This window comes from Allobosea thiooxidans (assembly GCF_900168195.1).
GTDB lineage: Bacteria > Pseudomonadota > Alphaproteobacteria > Rhizobiales > Beijerinckiaceae > Allobosea > Allobosea thiooxidans.
Genome location: NZ_FUYX01000014.1, coordinates 70697 through 89634 on the forward strand (window position 1 = coordinate 70697; position 18938 = coordinate 89634).

Annotated in this window: 21 protein-coding genes; 6 read left to right on the forward strand and 15 right to left on the reverse strand. The window is 67.5% G+C overall.

Features of this window, described 5'->3' with window-relative positions:
- Positions 1–27: 27 nt before the first annotated feature.
- From B5Y19_RS21090 to B5Y19_RS21110, 5 genes are all read right to left on the reverse strand, one after another.
- Positions 28–702 (reverse strand): RraA family protein, encoded by a 675-nt coding sequence (locus B5Y19_RS21090; RefSeq protein ID WP_055726187.1) that lies wholly within the window; start codon positions 700–702, stop codon positions 28–30.
- 75 nt (positions 703–777) lie between these two features.
- Positions 778–2292, reverse strand: a complete 1515-nt coding sequence (locus tag B5Y19_RS21095; RefSeq protein ID WP_055726186.1) for a tripartite tricarboxylate transporter permease — start codon at positions 2290–2292, stop codon at positions 778–780.
- A 3-nt stretch (positions 2293–2295) separates the two neighbouring features.
- Positions 2296–2751 (reverse strand): tripartite tricarboxylate transporter TctB family protein, encoded by a 456-nt coding sequence (locus B5Y19_RS21100; RefSeq protein ID WP_055726185.1) that lies wholly within the window; start codon positions 2749–2751, stop codon positions 2296–2298.
- 195 nt (positions 2752–2946) lie between these two features.
- Positions 2947–3915, reverse strand: coding sequence for a Bug family tripartite tricarboxylate transporter substrate binding protein (locus tag B5Y19_RS21105; RefSeq protein ID WP_055726184.1), 969 nt, complete (start codon positions 3913–3915; stop codon positions 2947–2949).
- Between the two features lie 50 nt (positions 3916–3965).
- Positions 3966–4967: a hydroxyacid dehydrogenase gene (locus tag B5Y19_RS21110; protein WP_055726183.1), complete on the reverse strand. Its 1002-nt coding sequence runs from the start codon at positions 4965–4967 to the stop codon at positions 3966–3968.
- A gap of 127 nt (positions 4968–5094) precedes the next feature.
- On the opposite strand from B5Y19_RS21110, the gene B5Y19_RS21115 reads away from it, so the two are divergent.
- Positions 5095–5985 carry a LysR family transcriptional regulator gene (locus B5Y19_RS21115; RefSeq protein WP_079592040.1) on the forward strand — a complete coding sequence of 297 codons (891 nt, stop codon included), beginning with the start codon at positions 5095–5097 and terminating at the stop codon, positions 5983–5985.
- Positions 5986–6212: 227 nt separating this feature from the next.
- Positions 6213–7259, forward strand: a complete 1047-nt coding sequence (gene ltaE, locus B5Y19_RS21120) for a low-specificity L-threonine aldolase (protein WP_055726181.1) — start codon at positions 6213–6215, stop codon at positions 7257–7259.
- Positions 7260–7410: 151 nt separating this feature from the next.
- Here the strand turns inward: ltaE and B5Y19_RS21125 are convergent, their stop codons facing one another.
- Together B5Y19_RS21125 and B5Y19_RS21130 are read right to left on the reverse strand one after the other, a co-directional pair.
- Entirely contained in the window at positions 7411–8064 is a 654-nt protein-coding gene (locus B5Y19_RS21125) for a glutathione S-transferase family protein (RefSeq protein WP_055726180.1), read from the reverse strand.
- A 19-nt stretch (positions 8065–8083) separates the two neighbouring features.
- A complete protein-coding gene (locus B5Y19_RS21130) occupies positions 8084–8851 on the reverse strand; it encodes an AraC family transcriptional regulator (RefSeq protein ID WP_055726179.1) in 768 nt (255 codons plus the stop codon).
- Positions 8852–8950: 99 nt separating this feature from the next.
- On the opposite strand from B5Y19_RS21130, the gene B5Y19_RS21135 reads away from it, so the two are divergent.
- The 3 genes from B5Y19_RS21135 (at position 8951) to B5Y19_RS21145 (ending at position 11358) form a co-directional block, all read left to right on the forward strand.
- Complete coding sequence (locus B5Y19_RS21135) at positions 8951–10147, forward strand: MFS transporter (protein WP_055726178.1); 1197 nt, start codon at positions 8951–8953, stop codon at positions 10145–10147.
- Between the two features lie 234 nt (positions 10148–10381).
- A complete protein-coding gene (locus B5Y19_RS21140) occupies positions 10382–10849 on the forward strand; it encodes a PAS domain-containing protein (protein ID WP_055726177.1) in 468 nt (155 codons plus the stop codon).
- The gene (locus B5Y19_RS21145; RefSeq protein ID WP_079592041.1) at positions 10846–11358 is read left to right on the forward strand and encodes a peroxiredoxin family protein; all 513 of its coding nucleotides are present in this window, start codon (positions 10846–10848) and stop codon (positions 11356–11358) included. The genes B5Y19_RS21140 and B5Y19_RS21145 overlap by 4 nt, the downstream gene beginning before the upstream one ends.
- Here B5Y19_RS21145 and B5Y19_RS21150 read toward each other — a convergent pair.
- From B5Y19_RS21150 to B5Y19_RS21165, 4 genes are read right to left on the reverse strand one after another with little or no spacing between them, the layout of a single operon-like run.
- A complete protein-coding gene (locus tag B5Y19_RS21150; protein WP_055726175.1) occupies positions 11333–12019 on the reverse strand; it encodes a 5-formyltetrahydrofolate cyclo-ligase in 687 nt (228 codons plus the stop codon). The two genes, B5Y19_RS21145 and B5Y19_RS21150, sit on opposite strands and share 26 nt — an antisense overlap.
- Positions 12019–12651 (reverse strand): Tim44 domain-containing protein, encoded by a 633-nt coding sequence (locus B5Y19_RS21155; protein ID WP_055726174.1) that lies wholly within the window; start codon positions 12649–12651, stop codon positions 12019–12021. Before B5Y19_RS21155 ends, B5Y19_RS21150 begins: the two co-directional genes overlap by 1 nt.
- Positions 12652–12702: 51 nt before the next feature.
- Positions 12703–14313: a cytochrome c oxidase subunit I gene (ctaD, locus tag B5Y19_RS21160; RefSeq protein WP_055726173.1), complete on the reverse strand. Its 1611-nt coding sequence runs from the start codon at positions 14311–14313 to the stop codon at positions 12703–12705.
- A gap of 1 nt (position 14314) precedes the next feature.
- Positions 14315–15208: an XdhC family protein gene (locus tag B5Y19_RS21165; RefSeq protein ID WP_079592042.1), complete on the reverse strand. Its 894-nt coding sequence runs from the start codon at positions 15206–15208 to the stop codon at positions 14315–14317.
- 181 nt (positions 15209–15389) lie between these two features.
- Here B5Y19_RS21165 and B5Y19_RS21170 point away from each other — a divergent pair, with 181 nt between their 5' ends.
- Positions 15390–16247: a LysR family transcriptional regulator gene (locus tag B5Y19_RS21170; protein WP_055726475.1), complete on the forward strand. Its 858-nt coding sequence runs from the start codon at positions 15390–15392 to the stop codon at positions 16245–16247.
- A 79-nt stretch (positions 16248–16326) separates the two neighbouring features.
- Here the strand turns inward: B5Y19_RS21170 and B5Y19_RS21175 are convergent, their stop codons facing one another.
- The 4 genes from B5Y19_RS21175 to B5Y19_RS21190 form a co-directional block, all read right to left on the reverse strand.
- Positions 16327–16659 (reverse strand): cupredoxin domain-containing protein, encoded by a 333-nt coding sequence (locus B5Y19_RS21175; RefSeq protein ID WP_055726172.1) that lies wholly within the window; start codon positions 16657–16659, stop codon positions 16327–16329.
- A complete protein-coding gene (locus B5Y19_RS21180; protein WP_055726171.1) occupies positions 16656–17177 on the reverse strand; it encodes a DUF4142 domain-containing protein in 522 nt (173 codons plus the stop codon). Before B5Y19_RS21180 ends, B5Y19_RS21175 begins: the two co-directional genes overlap by 4 nt.
- Positions 17178–17259: 82 nt before the next feature.
- Positions 17260–17946 carry an RNA polymerase sigma factor gene (locus tag B5Y19_RS21185; RefSeq protein ID WP_055726474.1) on the reverse strand — a complete coding sequence of 229 codons (687 nt, stop codon included), beginning with the start codon at positions 17944–17946 and terminating at the stop codon, positions 17260–17262.
- 121 nt (positions 17947–18067) lie between these two features.
- Entirely contained in the window at positions 18068–18928 is an 861-nt protein-coding gene (locus tag B5Y19_RS21190; protein ID WP_055726170.1) for a glycosyltransferase family 2 protein, read from the reverse strand.
- Between the last annotated feature and the right edge of the window lie 10 nt (positions 18929–18938).

Here is an 18938-nt window from a genome sequence, read left to right on the forward strand (position 1 = left end):
CGGCCACAGTCGCCGGCCGATGACGCGTCAGGCTTCGACGGCACACCCCAGGCGCGCAAGCGTCGCATCGATCCAGCTGCGATCGTCCCGCCCCTCTGTGATCGCCTGCATCTTCATCTCCTCCGCGGCATGCTTCTTGTGCGCGGCTTCGTAGATCGCTTCGGCATGATCGAGCGGCACGCAGAGCACGCCATCGTCATCGCCGACGACCAGATCGCCCGGCTCGATCACCATGCCCTCGATCGCGATCGGAACGTTGATCTCGCCGGGACCGTCCTTGTAGGGCCCGCGATGGCTGATGCCGGCGGCAAAGATCGGCAGGTCGTTCTCGCGGATCCAGGCGGAGTCCCGCACCGCCCCGTGGAGCACGATCCCGGCGATGCCGCGCGTCCGGGCGTGAGCGATCATCAGTTCGCCGATCAGCGAGTTGGTGAGATCGCCGCCGCCGTCGACGACGATGACGTCGCCGGGAACAGCAAGGTCGAGCGCCTTGTGGATCATCAGGTTGTCGCCGGGGCGGGTCTTCACGGTCAATGCCGGGCCGGCCATCACGCCGCCGCGGTGGAGCGGCCGCAGCGAGGCTCCGCCGGCCGTCATCCGCGACATCGAATCGCTGATGTTGGCGACCGGAAGCGTGCGGAAGCGCTCGACGAGCCCGGCCTCGACCCGGCGGCGGCGCTTGAGAATGCGGAATCCGATCATGAGACGTCCTTCGGCGGTTGCGCCTGGCGGGGGAGGCAATGAAGCGACACGAGGTCGAGAGAGGACGGCGCGCGATCAGGTCGCGCCCGCCTCCTCCTGATCGACGCGGGCCTTGCCGCGGCGGATGGCAGGCAGGGCCATGCTGATCAGCAGCAGCAGCGAGAGGGCGAGGAAGGTCAGGCTGATCGGACTGCGCACGAAGATCGAGAGATCGCCTTCGGACAGAAGCAGCGCCCGGCGGACGTTCTCCTCCATCATCGGGCCGAGCACATAGCCGAGCACCAGCGGCGCGGGCGGGCATTTCAGCTTTGCCAGCACGTAGCCGAGCACGCCGATCGCCGCGCAGAGATAGACGTCGATCGCGCTGTTGTTGAGGCTGTAGTTGCCGAGCGCGCAGAACATCACGATCGCCGGAAACAGCCAGCGATAGGGGATGCTGAGCAGCCGCACCCAGAGGCCGACAAGCGGCAGGTTCAGCGCGACGAGCAGGGCGTTGCCGATGAACATGCTGGCGATGACGCCCCAGAACAATTCGGGATTGCGCGCCATCACCGAAGGCCCGGGCTGGACGCCGTTCATGATCAGCGCGCCGAGGATCAGGGCCATGGTGGCGCTGCCGGGAATGCCTAGCGTCAGGGTCGGAATGAAGGCGGTCTGCGCGGCCGCGTTGTTGGCGGCTTCCGGCGCCGCGACGCCCTCGATCGCGCCCTGGCCGAAGCGGGACGGATCCTTCGCGAGCTTCTTCTCGAGCATGTAGGAAGAGAAGGACGAGATCGACGGGCCGGTCCCGGGCAGGATGCCGAAGAAGGAGCCGATGGCGGTGCCGCGCAGCGTCGGCAGGAACGAGGCCTTCAGATCCTCCCAGCGCGGCATCAGGCCGCCGACATTCCTGGTGAAGACCTCGCGCGCCTCCTTCTGTTCCAGGTTCAGGACGACTTCCGAAATCGCGAAGATGCCGACGGCGAGAACGGTAAAGCCGATGCCGTCCGCCAGCTCGGGCAGGCCGAAGGTGTAGCGCTCGGCACCCGAGTTCACGTCGGTGCCGACGAGGCCGATGAGCAGGCCGAGCACGACCATGGCGAGCGCCTTGACCATGTCGCCATGGCTCAGCACCGAGGCCGCGACGAGGCCGAGCACCATCAGGGCGAAATAGTCCTCGGCACCGAAACGCAGCGCCCAGCCGGCAAGCGGCACGCCGAGCGCCACGATCAGCAGCGTGCCGATGCAGCCGGCGACGAAGGAGGAGAGCGCGGCGATCGCGAGCGCGGCGCCGGCGCGGCCACGGCGCGCCATCTGGTAGCCGTCGAGGCAGGTCACGGCAGACGAGGTCTCGCCCGGCAGGTTGACCAGGATCGCGGTGGTCGAGCCGCCATATTGCGCGCCGTAATAGATGCCGGAGAGCATGATGACGGCAGAGACGGGCGGGAGGCCGAAGGTCATCGGCAGCAGCATCGAGATCGTCACCAGCGGGCCGACGCCGGGCAGAACGCCGATCAGGGTGCCGAGCAGCACGCCGAGGAAGCAATAGGCCAGGTTCTGCAGCGACAGGGCGACGCCGAAGCCGAGCACGAAGTGATCGATGATCTCCATGGCTCAGAAGTTCCAGGCGAAGAGGCTGTAGGGCAGCTTCAGCCCCCAGACGAAGACGGCGGCGGCGAGGAGCGACAGCACCACCGTCAGGACGAGCACCTCCAGCGCCTTGAATTCATGGCCGGCGCGGGCCGACACGAAGATCAGGGTGGCGAGCGCCGGGACGAGGCCGAGCCGCTCGACCAGGAAGCCGAAGAGCACCATCGCGGCCGTCAGCAGCGCGAGCGGCAGCCAGGCCCATCCGCCCTCGATGGCCGCGCAGCTGCGCACCCCCTTGATGAAGGTGAGGATGCCGAAACCGATCAGCACAAGGCTCAGGATGCGCGGGAAATAGCCCGGCCCCATCTCGATCGTGGTGCCGAACTTGTAGCCGAGCGCGACGGCGAAACCGAGCGCGCCAAGCCCCATGAACAGCAGGCCGGCCAGGGCATCCTGGTTCTTGAAAAGGCTGGTTCTCATGGCTGATGTCCGAAGTGATGTCGGGCGGCGCAAGCAAGGCTCCGCTCAGGAACAACGTCTCAGGATTGGTTGGCCCAGCCATGCCGGCGCCTGCGACAGGCCGCTCGGCACGGCTTCCGCGAGCCCCTTGCGGGGACAGCGCTCGCCAGGCCGGGAAGCCGCCGCAATACGGCCGCGGCATCCCGGCCCATCGGCTCAGTCGGCGACCTTCACGTCGGCCGCCTTGATGACCGCAGTCCATTTCGGCACGTCGGACTTGATCAGCGCACCGAACTCCTCGCTGCTGCCGCCGAGCGCCTCGGCGCCGGCCGAGCGAAGCTTGCTCCGGGTATCGGGCTGCTTCAGCACCTTGTTGAGCTCGGTATTGATGCGCGCGACGATCGGCGCGGGCACGCCCGCGGGTGCGGCCAGGCCCCACCAGGTCACGGCCTCGGAGTTCTTGAGACCCTTTTCCTCGAAGGTCGGGACATCCGGCAGGTCGGCATCGCGCTTGGTCGCGAAGACCGCGATCGGGCGCAGCACCCCTTCCTTGATCTGGACCATCGCGGAGGGCACCGAGGAGATGTAGATCTCGACGCGCCCACCGAGCAGGTCCGGCAGAGCCTGGGCCGCGCCCTTGTAGGGAACGTGGCGGAACTTGACGCCCGCGATCTGCTGGATGAGTTCACCGGCCAGATGCGAGCTCGTCCCGACGCCCGGCGAGGCGAAGGTCAGCTTGCCGTCCTTGGCCTTGGCCGCGGCGATGAGATCCTCGACCGTCTTCAAGGGCGAATCCTTGGCGACGACGAGCACCTGCGGCGCGGAGGCGACGAGCCCGATCGGTGCGAAATCCTTGATCGGGTCGTAGTTGGCCTTGCCGAGGATCGGGTTGATGACGAGGTTGGCGTTCTGGGCGAGGACGACGGTGTAGCCGTCCGGGGCTGCCTTGCCCGCGAGGCTCAGGCCGACGCTGCCGCCGCTGCCCGGCTTGTTGTCGGCGACCAGCGTCCAGCCCGTGCTCTCGCCGAGCTTCTGGGCAATGACGCGCGCGACGACATCGGTCCCCCCGCCCGGCGGGAACGGCACGACCAGGCGGATCGGCTTTTCCGGATATTGCTGTGCGTGCACCGCTGTCGCGAGCGCGGAGAGAGCCAGCGCCGCGAGCGCCTTGTAGACAATCCTCATCGTGTTTCCTCCCGGTTGCTTAGGTCGTCCGGTGTATGGCCCGGATCGTTTTAGGCGGCGAGTTCGGTCAACCTCGCGAGGCTGCCTTCATCCGGTGCTTCCCCGTCCAGCACCGCGATGACGTGGCGGGCGGCGATCTCGGCCATCGCCTTGGCCGAGCCGGCGGTGACCCCGGCGATATGCGGGGTCGTGATCAGATTCGGCATTGCCCAGAGCGGGCTGTCCTTGGCCGGCGGCTCGACCGCGAAGCTGTCGAGGGCGGCGCCGGCGATCTTGCCTTCCAGCAAGGCTGCGCACAGGGCCGCCTCGTCGATGAGCGCGCCGCGTGCCGTGTTGACGACGAAGGAGCTCGGCTTCATCAGCCCGAAGCGGCGCTCGTCCAGGAGGTTGCGGGTGGCGTTGGTCAGCGGACAATGCAGGCTGATGATGTCCGCCTCCCGGATCAGGCTGTCGAGGTCGCGCTCGCAGCCCGCGCCGAACTGCGCGATCGCCTGGCGGGCATGGGGATCGTGCAGGATCACGGTCATGCCGAGCCCGCTCGCCATCCGAGCGACGTGCTGGCCGATCGAGCCGAAGCCGACGAGGCCGATCACCGTGCCGGCGATGTCGCGGCCGATGAAGCTCGGCTTCGGCCAGCTTCCGGCCTTCACGGCGCTATCGAGCCGCGGGATTTCCTTCAGCAGCGTCAACGCCAGCGCGATCGTGTGCTCGGCGACGGCGCGTGAGTTCGAGCCCATGGCGCGGATCACGGGGATGTTGCGCGAAGCAGCTGCCTGCAGGTCGATATTGTCGACGCCGACGCCGTGCTTGGCGATGACCTTCAGGCGCGGCGAGGCGGAGATGATCGCCTCGTCGACGCGGCCCTGGCGGACGATCAGCGCATCGACCTGCAATTCGGCCGCACGCTGGGCCACCTGCTCGCTCGGCGCATAGGCGGGCGAAAAGAAGACGTCGACATCATGCGCGTTGAGAAGCTCGATGGCGTTTTCGGCCAAACGATCATGCGTGACGAGCACGCGCCTGCCGCGGGTGCGGGCACTGGTATCGGTCATCTCTGCGTTTCCTCACGGCTGCCTCGCATCCCGCTTCGCAGCGGTTGGGCGCCTTTCGGGAACACTATTGACCAAGGGAGCTATGCTCGTGTGCTGAAATAATGACATATATCAATGATCTTTTGTCATGAAACACCCGATCGACGGCATCGAGGCCTTCATCCAGATCGCGGAGCTCGGGAGCTTCAACAAGGCGGCCGAAAAGCTGCATGTCACGCAGACCGGCCTGACGCGACGCATCCAGCGGCTTGAGGCTCATGTCGGGTTGAAGCTGATCGATCGGACGACGCGGACCGTCGCGCTGACCAGCATCGGCCGCGAATTCCTGCCGGAAGCCCAGCGCATGGTCGACGCCGTTGACCGTTCGTTCGAGCGGCTGAAGACCATGTCGCGCTTCTCGACCGGCGACATCACCATCGCCTCGGTTCCGTCGCTGATGTATGGGCGCCTGCCCCGTATCCTGCGCAGCTATGCCACCCGGCATCCGAGCAATCGCGTCGAGATTCTCGACCGCACCAGCACCCTCGTCATCGAAGCGGTGCGCCGGCGCCAGGCCGAGTTCGGCCTGCACGTCCAGCCTCCGAACCAGCCGGACCTCCACAACGAGGTCCTGGTCCGCGATCCCTTCGTCGTCTACTGCCGGAACGACCACCCGCTGGCGGGGCGCCCGGCCATCGCCTGGGCGGATCTGGCCGGCCACGACCTTATCACCCTGGGCGGCAGCAGCGGCAACCGGCTGCTCATGGAGGCGCAGCTCTCGCGCTCCGGCATCGAGGTCAAGACCAGGTTCGTGGTCGAGTACTTCTCCAGCGCCATCGGACTGGCCTCCGAAGGGCTGGGCATCGCCATCCTCGTGGCATCGCTCGTGGAAAACCTGCGTCCCGACCTCGCGCAGATTCCGCTGGTGGACCCGATCGTCGACAGGCCCGTCTCGCTGATCCGCCGGCGCGGCGAAACACTGACGCCTGCCGCCCAGGCGCTCTACAACCTGATCGTGCGCGATCTCGGCCCGCTATAGGGTTGCAGGGGCCTGCCGCCAGGCTCCTGTCGCGCCGGCAAGCCCGGAGCTCTGCGACGGCGCGGAGCCTCGCCCGATGCGGCCGCGGCGCATGCGCCTCTCCCATTCCGGAATGGTGCTTGAAACTTGATGCGAAGCGGGATCGAACCGTTACCTTGCATCTGTCTGCATGCAGCACCCGGCGGGCCGGCGAGGTGGCGGACTCACGACCAAAGAGGATCTGATCGATGCTAGTGGATGACTTCCGTTCGGATACGGTGACGCGCCCCGGCGAAGGCATGCGTGCCGCCATGGCCGCAGCCGAGGTCGGCGATGCCGTCTATGACGACTGCCCGACCACGAAACGGCTGGAAGCCATCACCGCCGAGCGGCTGGGCAAGGAATCGGCCCTCTTCTTCCCGACCGGTACGCAGGCGAACCTCGCAGGGCTCATGGCCCATTGCGGCCGCGGCGAGGAATATCTCGTCGGCCAGATGGCCCATACCTACCGGCTTGAGGGCGGCGGTGCGGCCGTGCTGGGCTCGATCCAGCCGCAGCCCCTGCCGAACGAGCCGGACGGGACGATCGCGCTCGACGCCATCGCCGACGCGATCAAGCCGAACGACTTCCACTTCGCGATGACGCGGCTTCTGGCACTGGAAAACACCTTCAACGGCCTCGTCCTGCCCGATGCCTATCTGGAGGCCGCGACCGGGCTCGCCCGCTCCCGTGGCCTTGCCACCCATCTCGACGGCGCCCGGCTGATGAACGCGGCCGCAGCGAGCAATCGCGATGCGGCCTGGATTGCCGGACAGTTCGACACGGTGTCCCTGTGCCTGTCCAAGGGGCTCGGGGCGCCGATCGGGTCCATCCTCGTCGGCCCGAAGGAGTTCATCGCCAAGGCCCGCCGCATCCGGAAGATGCTGGGCGGCGGCATGCGCCAGACCGGCGTGATCGCCGCGGCCGCCATCTACGCGCTGGAGCACAATGTCTCTCGCCTTGGCGAGGATCACCGGCGCGCCTCGGCCCTGGCGGAGGTGCTGGCGCGCTTCCCGGAGCTCGGCGCCGGGCCGGCGCGCACGAACATGGTGTTCATGACGCCGAAGGGGCTCGATACCGCCGCTTTCGCCACGTTCATGCGCGAGCGCGGCATCGGCGTCAGCGGGCGCTACGGAACGCTGCGCTGGGTCACCCATCTGGATGTCGGCGACGAGTCGGTGGCGCGCGTCGCCGAAGCCTGCGAAGCGTTCCTCGACAAGCAGAAGGCAGCCTCACCGATGAGAGCACAGGCCTGACCGCAGGGCTGCACCTGATCGGCTGACGTATCCGCAGGTCCCGGCTCGTTCATGAGATGACGAGATCGGGCCGGCGGAAGCGTGGCGTGACCTCCGCTTCCGGCCGCCCGTTCCGAGGGCGCACTCGGCCTGCGCCGGCGCCTCGGGCCCTCTATCCGCCTGTCGATGCGGCAGTGAAAACCGCCAGCTGAGCGTCGAAAGCGCGCTTGTATGCGGGCCGCGCTTCGGCGCGCGCGATATAGGCCGCGAGATTTGGATGCGCCTCCAGCAACTCCGATCCCTGCAGCCTGCGCAGCACCGTCACCATCAGCAGGTCACCCGCGCTGAAGGCTCCATCGAGCCAATCGGCCTCGCCCAGGTGGCCGGAGAGCTCGCGCAACCGCTTGCGGATGCTGTCCTCGAGGACGCGCAGGCGCTGTTCGTACCAGGGCTGCTCATGTTCGAGGATTCTGACGAGGGCACGGTCGAAGATCGGCGGCTCCAGCGTGTTGAGCGCGGCGAACATCCACATGATCGCACGCGCCCGGGCATTCGCATCCTCCGGCAGCAGGCCCGGATGACGCTCGGCGATATGCAGCACGATCGCCCCCGACTCGAACAGGACGAGATCGCCCTCCTCATAGGTCGGGATCTGGCCGAAGGGGCTGAGCGCGAGATGGGGAGGCTCCTTCATCGCGGCGAAGGACAGCAGGCGGACGTCGTAGGCCAGGCCGACTTCCTCGAGGGCCCAGCGCACGCGCATGTCCCGCGCCAGCCCCCGGCCACGATCGGGAGATCGTTCGAAGGCGGTGATGGTGATGCTCATGATCGAACTCCGGGTCGTTTCACGGCGAGGTCGAGCCCTGGCTGCCGGGTCCCCGCGGCGTCCGCGACATCATCGACCGCAAGGCGCGCGGGCTGCCATAGCCGACCGCAGCGGCGATCCCCGGCATGGCATCGCCCCGCGCCTGCCTCGCCATCACCTCGAGCAGCCGCAGGCGGCGGCGCCACTCGGCGAAGCTGAACCCGGTTTCGCTTCTGAACCGGCGGGTGAGCGTGCGTCGACTGACCCCGATCCGATCCGACCAGACATCGATGTCATGGGGAAGATGAGGCGCCTCGATAAGCGCCCGGCAGAGCCGGCGCAGCCTCCCATCATGCGGCAGCGGCAAAGCCAGAGGCGTCGTCGGCGCGCGCGCGATCTCGTCCAGAACGAGGCTGGCGAGATGTCCGCCACGCCCGTCCTCGTCGTACAGCACCGGCTCCTCCGCCAGGGCGAGAAGGGTCGCATTGAGCAGCACGGACACGCGCACGACCTGGCAGAAGCGCGGCAAAGCCAGCGATTGCGAGACGAGATAGGCCGTCCGCATCGCCACCGTGCCGTGCATCGAGATCTCATGCGCCACGCCCGGCGGGATCAGCAGGGCGTGCCCGGCGGGCACGGCCCAGGTGCCGTCATCGGTGGCGGCGATCATCAGCCCTTCGATCGCATAGAGGAGCTGCGCCCGCGGATGGCTGTGGCGCCCGGTGGTGGCGCCGGAGGCGAACTCCTTCGCCAGCACGGCCACGGGGCGCGGAACATGCTGATAATCGTCGGCACGAGTGGAACGCATGACCTGCCACAAGGTTGGCCCATCTGATGTCAACCTCGGCCCAACGATGCAGATGGGTCAAGCTACAATGGCCCAAACCCTGTCATCCGCGAGCCGGCCATGTCCCCCGCCACCCTGTCCCGTCGCACCATCACCTTCGTTAACATCGCCCATGCGCTCGACCATTTCGTCCTGCTCGTCTATCCCACGGCCGTGATCGCCATGGCGCCCCAGCTGGGCCTGCCATACGCCTCCCTGATCGGCCTCTCGACGGGCGCCTTCGTCGCCTTCGGCCTGTTCTCGCTCCCCATGGGCTGGCTTTCCGAGCGTCTGGGCAGGCGCAACCTGCTCGCCATCTTCTTCCTGGGCTGCGGCGTGGCGCTGCTCGGACTTTCCGCCGCCTCGACCCCACCGGTTCTGGCCGGATGGCTGCTCGTCCTCGGCATCTTCTCGGCCATCTATCACCCGATCGGCTCGGCCATGCTCGTCAGCCACACCGCCAGGCTCGGGCGCGACCTTGGCTGGAACGGCGTCTGGGGCAACCTCGGCGCCGGATTCGCCTCGGGCGTCACGGCGCTCATCGCGGCTTGGGCCGGCTGGCGCGCCGCCTTTGCCGCGCCGGGCGTGGTCTGCCTGATCGCGGGGGCGATGTTCCTCGCCATGGTGCCTGGCGACGGCGACGCGCGGGCAGCCAACAAGGGGGCGGCGGAAACCCTGCCCGTCACGCGCCCCCTCGTCCTGCTCGGCATCTTCGCCGTGGCGATCGTGGCGGGCGGGATGACCTTCAACGTCACCACCATCGCCTTGCCCAAGGTGCTGGACGAGCGGCTCGGCCTCGGATTGCCGTTGTCGCTCACGGGGCCGCTGGCGACCGCCGTCTTCGTCTTTGGCGCGATGACGCAGCTCCTGATGGGGCGGCTGGTCGACCGCTTCACACTGCCTGCGATCTTCGCCGGGCTTGCCATGCTGCAGCCTCTCGGGCTGGGGCTTGCCGCCGCGAGCACCGGCGTGCCGCTCCTTGTCGGCCTGATCCTGGCCATGGCCGCCATCTACGGGCAGGTGGTGGTCAACGACGCCATGGTGGCCCGCTACGTGCCGGCCTCCCATCGCGCCAGGGCCTATAGCGTGCGCTACTTCCTCGGCTTCACCGCGAGCGGGCTCGCCGTGCCGCTGATCGCGCTCGCCCATGGCCGCGGCGGCTTCCCGGCCGTGCTGTGGTCGGCCGGCGCCTTCGGCGCCGTGGTGTTCGGATGCGCGGTGGCGTTTTTCCTCGTCGCCTCCGGTTCAGCGCGCCAGGAGCCGGCAATCGCCGACTAGGAGGGCGACTGCCGAATGTCCGGTGCCGTCCATGAAAATTCATGCATTTGAACTGCAATGAAATGAAATTGCGCAGCTCCTGGCCGGATGACATCTTGCGGGATCGGATGAGATCTCGCGGCCAACAATAAGCCCGGTGCGCCATCGAACGCCGATCGTCGCCGCGCCGAACGACGGGCCGGACGAGGCCAGGAACAGTTGAGCGCCGAGGCACGGGACTGAGAGGCGCTTGGGATGGCGGATCGTTCGGAACAGATCGTCGCGGTTCTCGGCGCGGCGCTCCTCGCGAGCGCGGCCGACGCCATTCTCGCAACCGACCGGGACGGCGTCATCCGGTTCTGGAATCCGGGCGCGGCTCGGCTTTTCGGCTTCACCGGCGAACAGGCGATCGGCGCATCGCTCGACCTGATCATCCCCGAGCGGCTGCAACAGCGGCACTGGAGCGGTTGGGAGCAGGTCATCGCGACGGGCGTCACGCGCTACGGCGCCGGCGACCTGCTCTCCGTCCCCGCGCTCACCGCGGATGGCCGGCAGATCTCCGTGGAGTTCACCATCACCCTGCTGCACGGCCCCGACGGGCAGATCAGCGGCATGGCGGCGATCCTGCGCGATGTCACGCCCCGCTTCGAGGAGCTGCGCCGGCTGCGGCGCGAACTGGCCGCGCAAGCGAGCAGACCCGTGCCCCAGGAAGGAACTCGGTGACGAACGCCCTCCCCGACCTGGCTCCACCGCTCGATGTGGTGCGCTGGTTCGACACGCCGGCGCCGCTCGATCTGGCCGCCCTGCGCGACCGCGTCGTGGTTCTCCACGCCTTCCAGATGCTCTGCCCCGGCTGCGTGCAGGGCGGCCTGCCGCAGGCGCAGCGGATCGCGCAGCTGTTTCCCGCCGGGCAGGTCGCGGTCATCGGGCTTCACACCGTCTTCGAGCATCATGCGGCGATGACGCCGATCTCGCTCGAAGCCTTCATCCACGAGTTCCGGCTGACCTTCCCGATCGGGGTCGACCGCCCGGCGGAGGACGGGCCGGTCCCGCGGACCATGGCGGCCTATGGCATGCGCGGGACGCCGAGCCTGATCCTGATCGACCGTGCGGGGCGCATCCGCAAGCACGGCTTCGGCACCGAGGAGGATCTGCGGGTCGGCGCCGAGATCGCGACGCTCATGGCAGAGCCCGCCGACCGGGAGGTCACGGCCCCGCCTGTCGGCGCCTGATCCCTGTTTCGGTGACGATGTGGCGCATCGGAATGTCGTGCGCCTGCGGCAGGATCGACGCCATCCCGGCCTGGTCATAGCCGACGCCGATCGCGACTGCGGTTTCAGGCAGTTGCGCCAGCGTCCGATCGAAGAAGCCTCCGCCATAGCCGAGCCGGTAGAAGCCGGGATCGAAGCCGACGAGCGGCGCGATCACGATGTCCGGCACGAGGACCGCGCCATCGGCCGGGACCGGGATGTTCCAGACGCCGCGTGCCAGACGATCCCCCTGCCGCCAGCTGCGGAAGACCAACGGTGTCCGGCTCGCGAGCACGACGGGCAGCGCCGTGCGTGCGCCACGGTCACTGAGGCTCGCGAGCCATGGCCGCAGATCCGGCTCGCCGCGGAACGGCCAATAGGCGCTGACGACGCGTCCGGCCGGATCGCCGATCAGCGCATCGAGCGTGCGCGCGATGTTTTTCGCCGCTTCGGCCCGGAACGACACGGGCAGCGCGAGGCGCGCCGCAATCAGCCGCTCCCTCTGGGCCTTGCGCCAGGCCGCGACGCCCGGCGCCGGCGGCGGAGGAGGAGCGAGGCCGAAATAGGCGGGATCGACCTCCCCCATGAAGCAGGGCGGCGAGGCATAGCTCCGCGGCTCGTCATCATCGTCGTCGCCGGTCATCAATCCTCCGCCTGTGTCGCCACGACGCGCCAGCCGTCGTCACGGACGCTCAGGCTGCGCGCGAAAACCCAGATGTCGGTGTCCTGCAGCGGGGTCGAGACATTGTGGAACAGCAGCCCCGCCGGGCTGCGCGGCAACTTGAACGACTCGCTGGTGAAGCGGACCGCCACCTCCATCCTTTCGCCCTCGATCCGGGCCTGGACGATCTCCGGCTCGATGCGCGAGAACAAGGTCTCCACCGCATCCCCCTGCTCATCGCGCACGGCGATCGCCTCGCTGAAGGCGTCATAGACATCGGGAGAGAGCAAGCGGCTCAACGCGTTGCGGTCTCCCGCGTCGAAGGCCGACACCACCGATTCATAGGTGGCGAGCGCCTTCTCCACGAAGGCTTCGACAGTGGCGGTGCCGTCGCGCCGCAGGATCTCGCGCATCGAGGCGGCGACGCTACGGGATGCGATCGGCGGCGATGCGCGCATGGCCGGTTTCTGCTCCGGCGTTTCGCCGACGCCCTGCTCGGCCTGCTCCGCCTGCCCGAGCGAGGACAGATGCTGGGTGAACCAGATCAGGTTCCAGTAGACGCAGATCAGCCAGAGAAGCGTGGTCAGCGCGGTGCTGTCAGCTTCTTGAAGCATTGCGACCTCCCTATCCTATTTCCGCCATCCTTCGGCTGCCCGACATCGGCCTCATGCCTCATGCTCGGAGCCGGCGATGCGCGGCAACGTCTCTTGGTGGAAGGGCGGCGGCGAGGACAGCGTCCATTCCAGTGTCGTCGCCGCCTCGCCCCACGGATTGTCGCCGGCGTGCCGCCTGCGCCAGAACGCCTCGGCGACCATTCCGGCGAAGACGAGCAGGCTCGCCCCCGAGATGTAGGAACCGACAGACGAGACGAAGTTCCAGCCCGCGAAAGCGTCGGGATAATCGGCATAGTGGCGCGGCATCCCGGCGAGACCGAGGAAATGCTGCGGGAAGAAGACCATGTTCACGCCGACGAACATCAGGACGAAGTGCAGGCGCCCGAGCCATTCATTGGTCAGGTAACCGCTCATCTTGGGGAACCAGTAGTAGAAGCCGGCGAAGATGCCGAATACGGCGCCTAGCGACAGAACGTAATGGAAATGGGCGATGACGTAGTAGGTGTTGTGCAGGACGCGGTCGATCGCGACGTTCGCCAATACCACGCCAGTCACGCCGCCGATGGTGAACAGGACGACGAAGCCCATCGCCCAGAGCATCGGCACACTGAAGCGGATCGAGCCGCCCCACATCGTCGCGAGCCAGGAGAAGATCTTGATGCCGGTCGGCACCGCGATGACCATCGAGGCAAAGGCGAAATAGCGCTGGGCGTTGAGCGACAGGCCGGCCGTGTACATGTGGTGCGCCCACACGATGAAGCCGACGACGCCGATCGCGACCATGGCGTAGGCCATGCCGAGATAGCCGAAGATCGGCTTCTTCGAGAAGGTCGAGACGACGTGGCTGACGATGCCGAAGGCCGGCAGGATCATGATGTAGACTTCGGGGTGGCCGAAGAACCAGAACAGGTGCTGGTAGAGGATCAGGTCGCCGCCGCCGGCGGGGTCGAAGAAGGTCGTGCCGAAATTGCGGTCGGTCAGCAGCATGGTGATGGCGCCCGCCAGCACCGGCAGAGCGACGAGCAGCATGAAGGCCGTGACCAGCATGGCCCAGGCGAAGAGCGGCATCTTGTGCAGGGTCATGCCCGGCGCGCGCATGTTCAGGATCGTGGTGATGAAGTTGATCGCGCCCAGGATCGAAGCCGCGCCGGAGAGATGGATCGACAGGATGACGAAATCGACCGCGGGGCCGGGCTGACCGGCGGCAGCGGAGAACGGCGGGTAAAGCGTCCAGCCTCCGCCATGGCCGGCGGTGCCGGGCGCGCCTTCGACGAAGAGTGAGCAGAGGAACAGCACGAAGGACGCGACCAGAAGCCAGAACGAGATGTTGTTCATGCGCGGGAAGGCCATGTCGGGCGCGCCGATCATCAGCGGCACCAGCCAGTTGCCGAAGCCGCCGATCAAGGCCGGCATGATCACGAAGAAGATCATGATCAGGCCGTGCGCGCTGACGACCACGTTGAACGCCGCCGGATTCGAGAAGATCTGCAGCCCTGGCTGCTGCAACTCCATCCGCATGGCGATCGAAAGCGCCGTGCCCAGCACTCCGGCCAGCGCGGAGAAGATCAGGTAGAGCGTGCCGATATCCTTGTGATTGGTCGAGAGGAACCAGCGGGTCCAGAAGCCGGGCCTGTGGTCGGTGATCTCCGCATGGGCTGTCATCTCATTCTCCCACGATCCGCAGCGGCTCGGCGGCGGCCAGCACGAACGGCGGCCACATCTCTCCCGGTGCGGCCACCAGCACGCCTCCTGCCCGCGCCTCTGCACGCCGGTCGGCACGGCTGCGGCGGACGAGCACGATCTCTGCGATGACCGAAAGTGCGATCTCCTCGGGCGTGCCGGCGCCCAGCGCGAGCCCGGCCGGCGCACGGATCCTGCCGAGAGCTTGGGGACCGAAGCCCGCCTTGCGCAGATGGGACAGCACCAGCCCCGCGCGCTTGCGGCTGGCGATCAGCGCGATATGGCCGACCTCGCTCGCGAGCAGGAGGCCGAGCGATTCATGGTCGCCGCGATGCTGCGTGGCGACGACGGCAAAGTCCCCCTCAGCCGGCGCCACCGTCGCGTAGGCGGGATCGTCGGTGACGATGCGGGAGGCCTCGGGGAAACGTTCGGGCCTGGCCATGACGTCGTCGACGATGACCGCGAAGCCCAACAGGGCGCCGAAATGGCACAGGCATTCGGCGACGCGGCCATGCCCCAGGATCCAGAGCGCCGGACGCGGCAGGACCGGCTCGACATAGATCCGCATCCAGCCACCGCAGGGCATGCCCGCCCCGAGCACCTCGCTGTCGAGATCGACGTCGACAAGCTGTGGCGTGCCGCTCGCGCAGGCCTCGACTGCCGCATGGGCGACCGTGGCCTCGGCGCGGCCGCCACCGACCCATCCGGCGATCACCTCGCCCTCGACATCGAAGAGCGCCTTGGCCCCGACACGTCCCGAACTGGAGCCGCGCACGTCGACGACGATGCCGAGCGCGAATGGGCGCGCGGCCGCAGAGAGTTCGGCAGCCAGCCTCAGGATGTCCGTTTCGGCAAATTCGGCAGGGCGCGTGCGCATGGCATCCCATCCCACAAGGCTGGCGCCGCCATGTTCAGGGGATCGTGCCGATCAGCTGCTCCGCATGGACGATGGCTATGCCCAGCGCGGCCATCATGCGCCCTTCAAGGAAGCAATCAAACGAATTTAACGGCTCGTTGAATGCAGAAAAACTGCTACGATGTCTTCGGAGGCGCTGCGCATGGATATCGAGCTGGCCCGAACCTTTCTGGAGATCGTCCGCGTGCGCAGTTTCGTGCGTGCGGCCGAGCAACTGAACGTCAGCCAGACCACCGTCAGCGCACGCGTCAGGACGCTCGAGCAGCAGCTCGGCCGGCCATTGTTCGTCCGCAACAAGAACGGCGCTTCGCTGACGCCGGCCGGCGAACAGTTCCTGCGCTATGCGCCGATGTTCGTGCAGCTCTGGCAGAGGGCCCGGCATCAGGTCGCCGTTCCGCCCGGGCGGCGGGCTGTGCTGAGCATCGGCGGGGAGCTCAGCCTCTGGCACCCCTGGCTGGTCGACTGGCTGCACTGGATGCGCAAGGCGGCCCCCGACATCGCCCTGCGCGTCGAGGTCGGCCTGCCCGAGAGCCTGACTCACCAGGTTTCGACAGGCGCCCTCGACCTCGCGGTGATGTACCAGCCGCAACGCCGGCCGGGCGCACGGGTCGAGCTCCTGCTCGAGGAGAAGCTGGTGCTGGTCTCGACCAACGAGGCCGGAACGGCCGGGGCGGACAACTATGTCTATGTCGACTGGGGGCCGGACTTCGCCCAGCATCACGAGCTCAGCTTTCCCGAGGAGAACAATCCCGGCCTGTTCGTCAGCCTCGGCCCGCTGGCCCTGAGCTATATCCTCGAGGTCGGCGGCTCGGGCTATTTTCGCCAGCGGGTCGTCGCACCGCATATCGCCGCCGGGCGGCTGCATCTCGTCAGCGGCGCTCCCAGCTTCTTCTATCCGGTCTATGCCGTCTGCTCGGAGCAGGCCGACGACGAACTGATGGCCGTCGCCCTCGCCGGGCTGCGCAGCATCGCGGCAGCGGGCGCCTCGGAAACGGGGTGATGCGCGCCGCCGGGCGGCGATCGCCGGGGCTTGACCCGCATGGCGGGCGGCTCCCGGCAATCTTCGGCAACCGCTGCTTCTAGGCCGAGACCTTGATCCGCCCCTTCATGTTGGGATGGAAGCGGCAGTAGTACTCGACGGTGTCACCTGCCGCCACGGCTCGTGTCGCCGTCTTGCCCGGCGGGATCATGACCTCCCAGCCGCCCTTGACCGTCGCCGTGTGGGCGAAGGGATCCTTGTTGATCCATTCGATGGTCTGGCCGGCCTTCACTTCGATCTCGGCCGGCAGGAAGACCAGCTTTTCCATCGTGACATGGACCGTCCCGTCATGAGCGGCAGCGGCTTCGCCGCCCATGAGCAGGGCGGCACCTGCCCCGAGAACCTGCCGCCGATCGAGGATGACGGCGGTCATTTCAGCGCCGCCGCGACATGTTCGGCATGCTGCTGGTGGCCCTGGAACAGCTTCAGGCCGGTCTCCAGCAGACCCTTCAGCTCATTGTTCTGGGCCGAGGGGATGAGCAGCGTCGCAAGCGCGTCGTTGACCTGCTTGTGGAAGGCGACCTCGTTGGCGACATAGGCCTTGTCGAAGGCCGCGCCGCTGAGCTTGCCGAGCTCGCCGCGCTTGTCCTTCGCCGCCTTGGCCAGCGCCTTGCTGGTGGGATTGTCCTCCGGCTGCACATTCAGCTTCTTGACGAGGGCCAGCGCCATCTCGTTGACCGCTTCATGGTCCTTCTGCATCGATTGGGCGAAGCTCGCGACGTCCGCATTCTTCGTCTTCGACAGGGCGAGCTTCGCGGCGTCGACGTCGATCACGCCGGCGCTGTAGGCGATATGGGCGATCTGCGGGTCCGTCGGCTTGTCGGCGGCCATGGCGGTGGTGGCGGCCAGGACGAGCCAGGCTGCGCCGAGCACGGAAACACGGGTTTTCATCGGAACCTCCTCCGTGCCGACGGGGAATCCGCCGGCTTCGGTTGACACGGCATTGGATGCCGGCGTGCCGCGGAGGTTCCCGCTATTCGCTCAGGCCGAGCTTCGCGATGACGGCTTCGGTCAACCGGTCGCAGCGGGTTCCGGCGAAGGGGAAGGCGTCGATCAGCACCGGACCGATCTGCGCCTCGAGCCGGGTGCGGATCAGCTTGCGGGCGCGGTGGAGCCGCGTCTTGACGGTGGCGGGCGGCAGGTCGAGCAGCGCCGCCGTCTCCTCCAGGCTCAGCCCTTCGATGACGCGCGCGACGAAGACGAGGCGGAACGCTTCGGGAAGCGCGTCGGTCGCTTCCTCGACGAGATGGAGAAGCTGTCGCTGCGCCATGATGCGCTCCGGGTCGGTCGTCGCGGTGGAGAACGGAAAGGGGATGATCTCGGCTTCGGCGGCACTGGGTGGGGAAGCCCGCTTCAGCCGTTTCTCCGCGCGAAGCCGCATCAACGCGGCATTGAGCGCGATGCGCGACAGCCACGTCGCCAGCGAGGCCTCGCCGTTGAAACCGGCGAGATTGGCGAAGGCCTTGAGATAGGCTTCCTGCAGCACTTCCTCCGCATCCGCATTGCTGCGCAGGACTGCCCTGACGAGCCGGTAGAGACGCTGGTTATGCGTCCTGATGATCTGCCTGATGGCCTGCACCTCGCCGGCGGCCGCGCGACGGATGAGGGCTGCCTCTTCTTCGGCAAGCGCGATGAGGGGCGCGTTCTGAACGGCTGGCATCGGCATTCTCCTTTCGAGAGAGTATTGGATGCCGGGCTGCTCGCGAGGTTCCCGCGACGGTGGATATTACGCTCGTCGGGAGCTTTTGGAAGAAAGGCGCGGGGCTGACCCGACGCAGCGATCAGAACAGCGCGCGGAAGCTCTCCGGCAGGCGCCAGGCCTCGCCGCCCGCGATATCGAGCGGGGCGACATACATGGTGCCGACCTCGCCGCCGCGCTCCGAGGGCTGCACGCGCTCCAGGAACGTCCGGCAATGGCGCTCGATCGCCTCGTCGTCCCAATCCCTGCGCTCGAGGCGGGCAAAGGAGCGGTAGAGGTTGATCAGGTCGAGATCGCTGCTGCGCTGGTGATGGCCCTGGTCGGCCTGGGCGAAGTCCAGCCCTCGTGTCAGCGCCTGCCGGCGCATCCGCTCGCCGAGATCGGCATATTTGAGGTGAAACAGATAGGCGCCGTGAAAGCGCGGCGGGTGGTTGGCATGGTGGAAGCCGCCGCCCCAGCGGATCGGCTTGCGCACGATCAGCGTCTTGCACATCGGCGAGACGAAGCGGACATGACCGCGCTGACGCAGCACCGGCCCGTCGAGCAGGATGGCGTTCTCCTCCTCCAGCATCGGCACCAGATTGAAGCCGATGCAGGTCGAGTATTCGAAATCGCTGGCGTCAAGCCAGTCCCCGAGGCTGGCGAAGCGCCGCGGGTCATGGCTGACGAATTCGTCGCAATCGGTATAGATCACCGTCTCGTAGAGCTCGAGCAGCGCGCCGACGAATTTCGAGACGAAGCGCGCGCGCTCCTGATCGTCCAGCGCCGAGCGCGGATAGCGGACGACGCTGACGCCGCGCAGAATCTCGCGCACCTCGTCGTCGCTGTCGTGGTCGACGACATAGAGGTTCTCGCGGCCCACGAGCGCCGCATAGTAGTCGATCCAGCGCGAGACGTAGAACGCCTCGTTGAACTGCATCGTCACCACGGCGACCTTCTTCATCCTCCGCCTC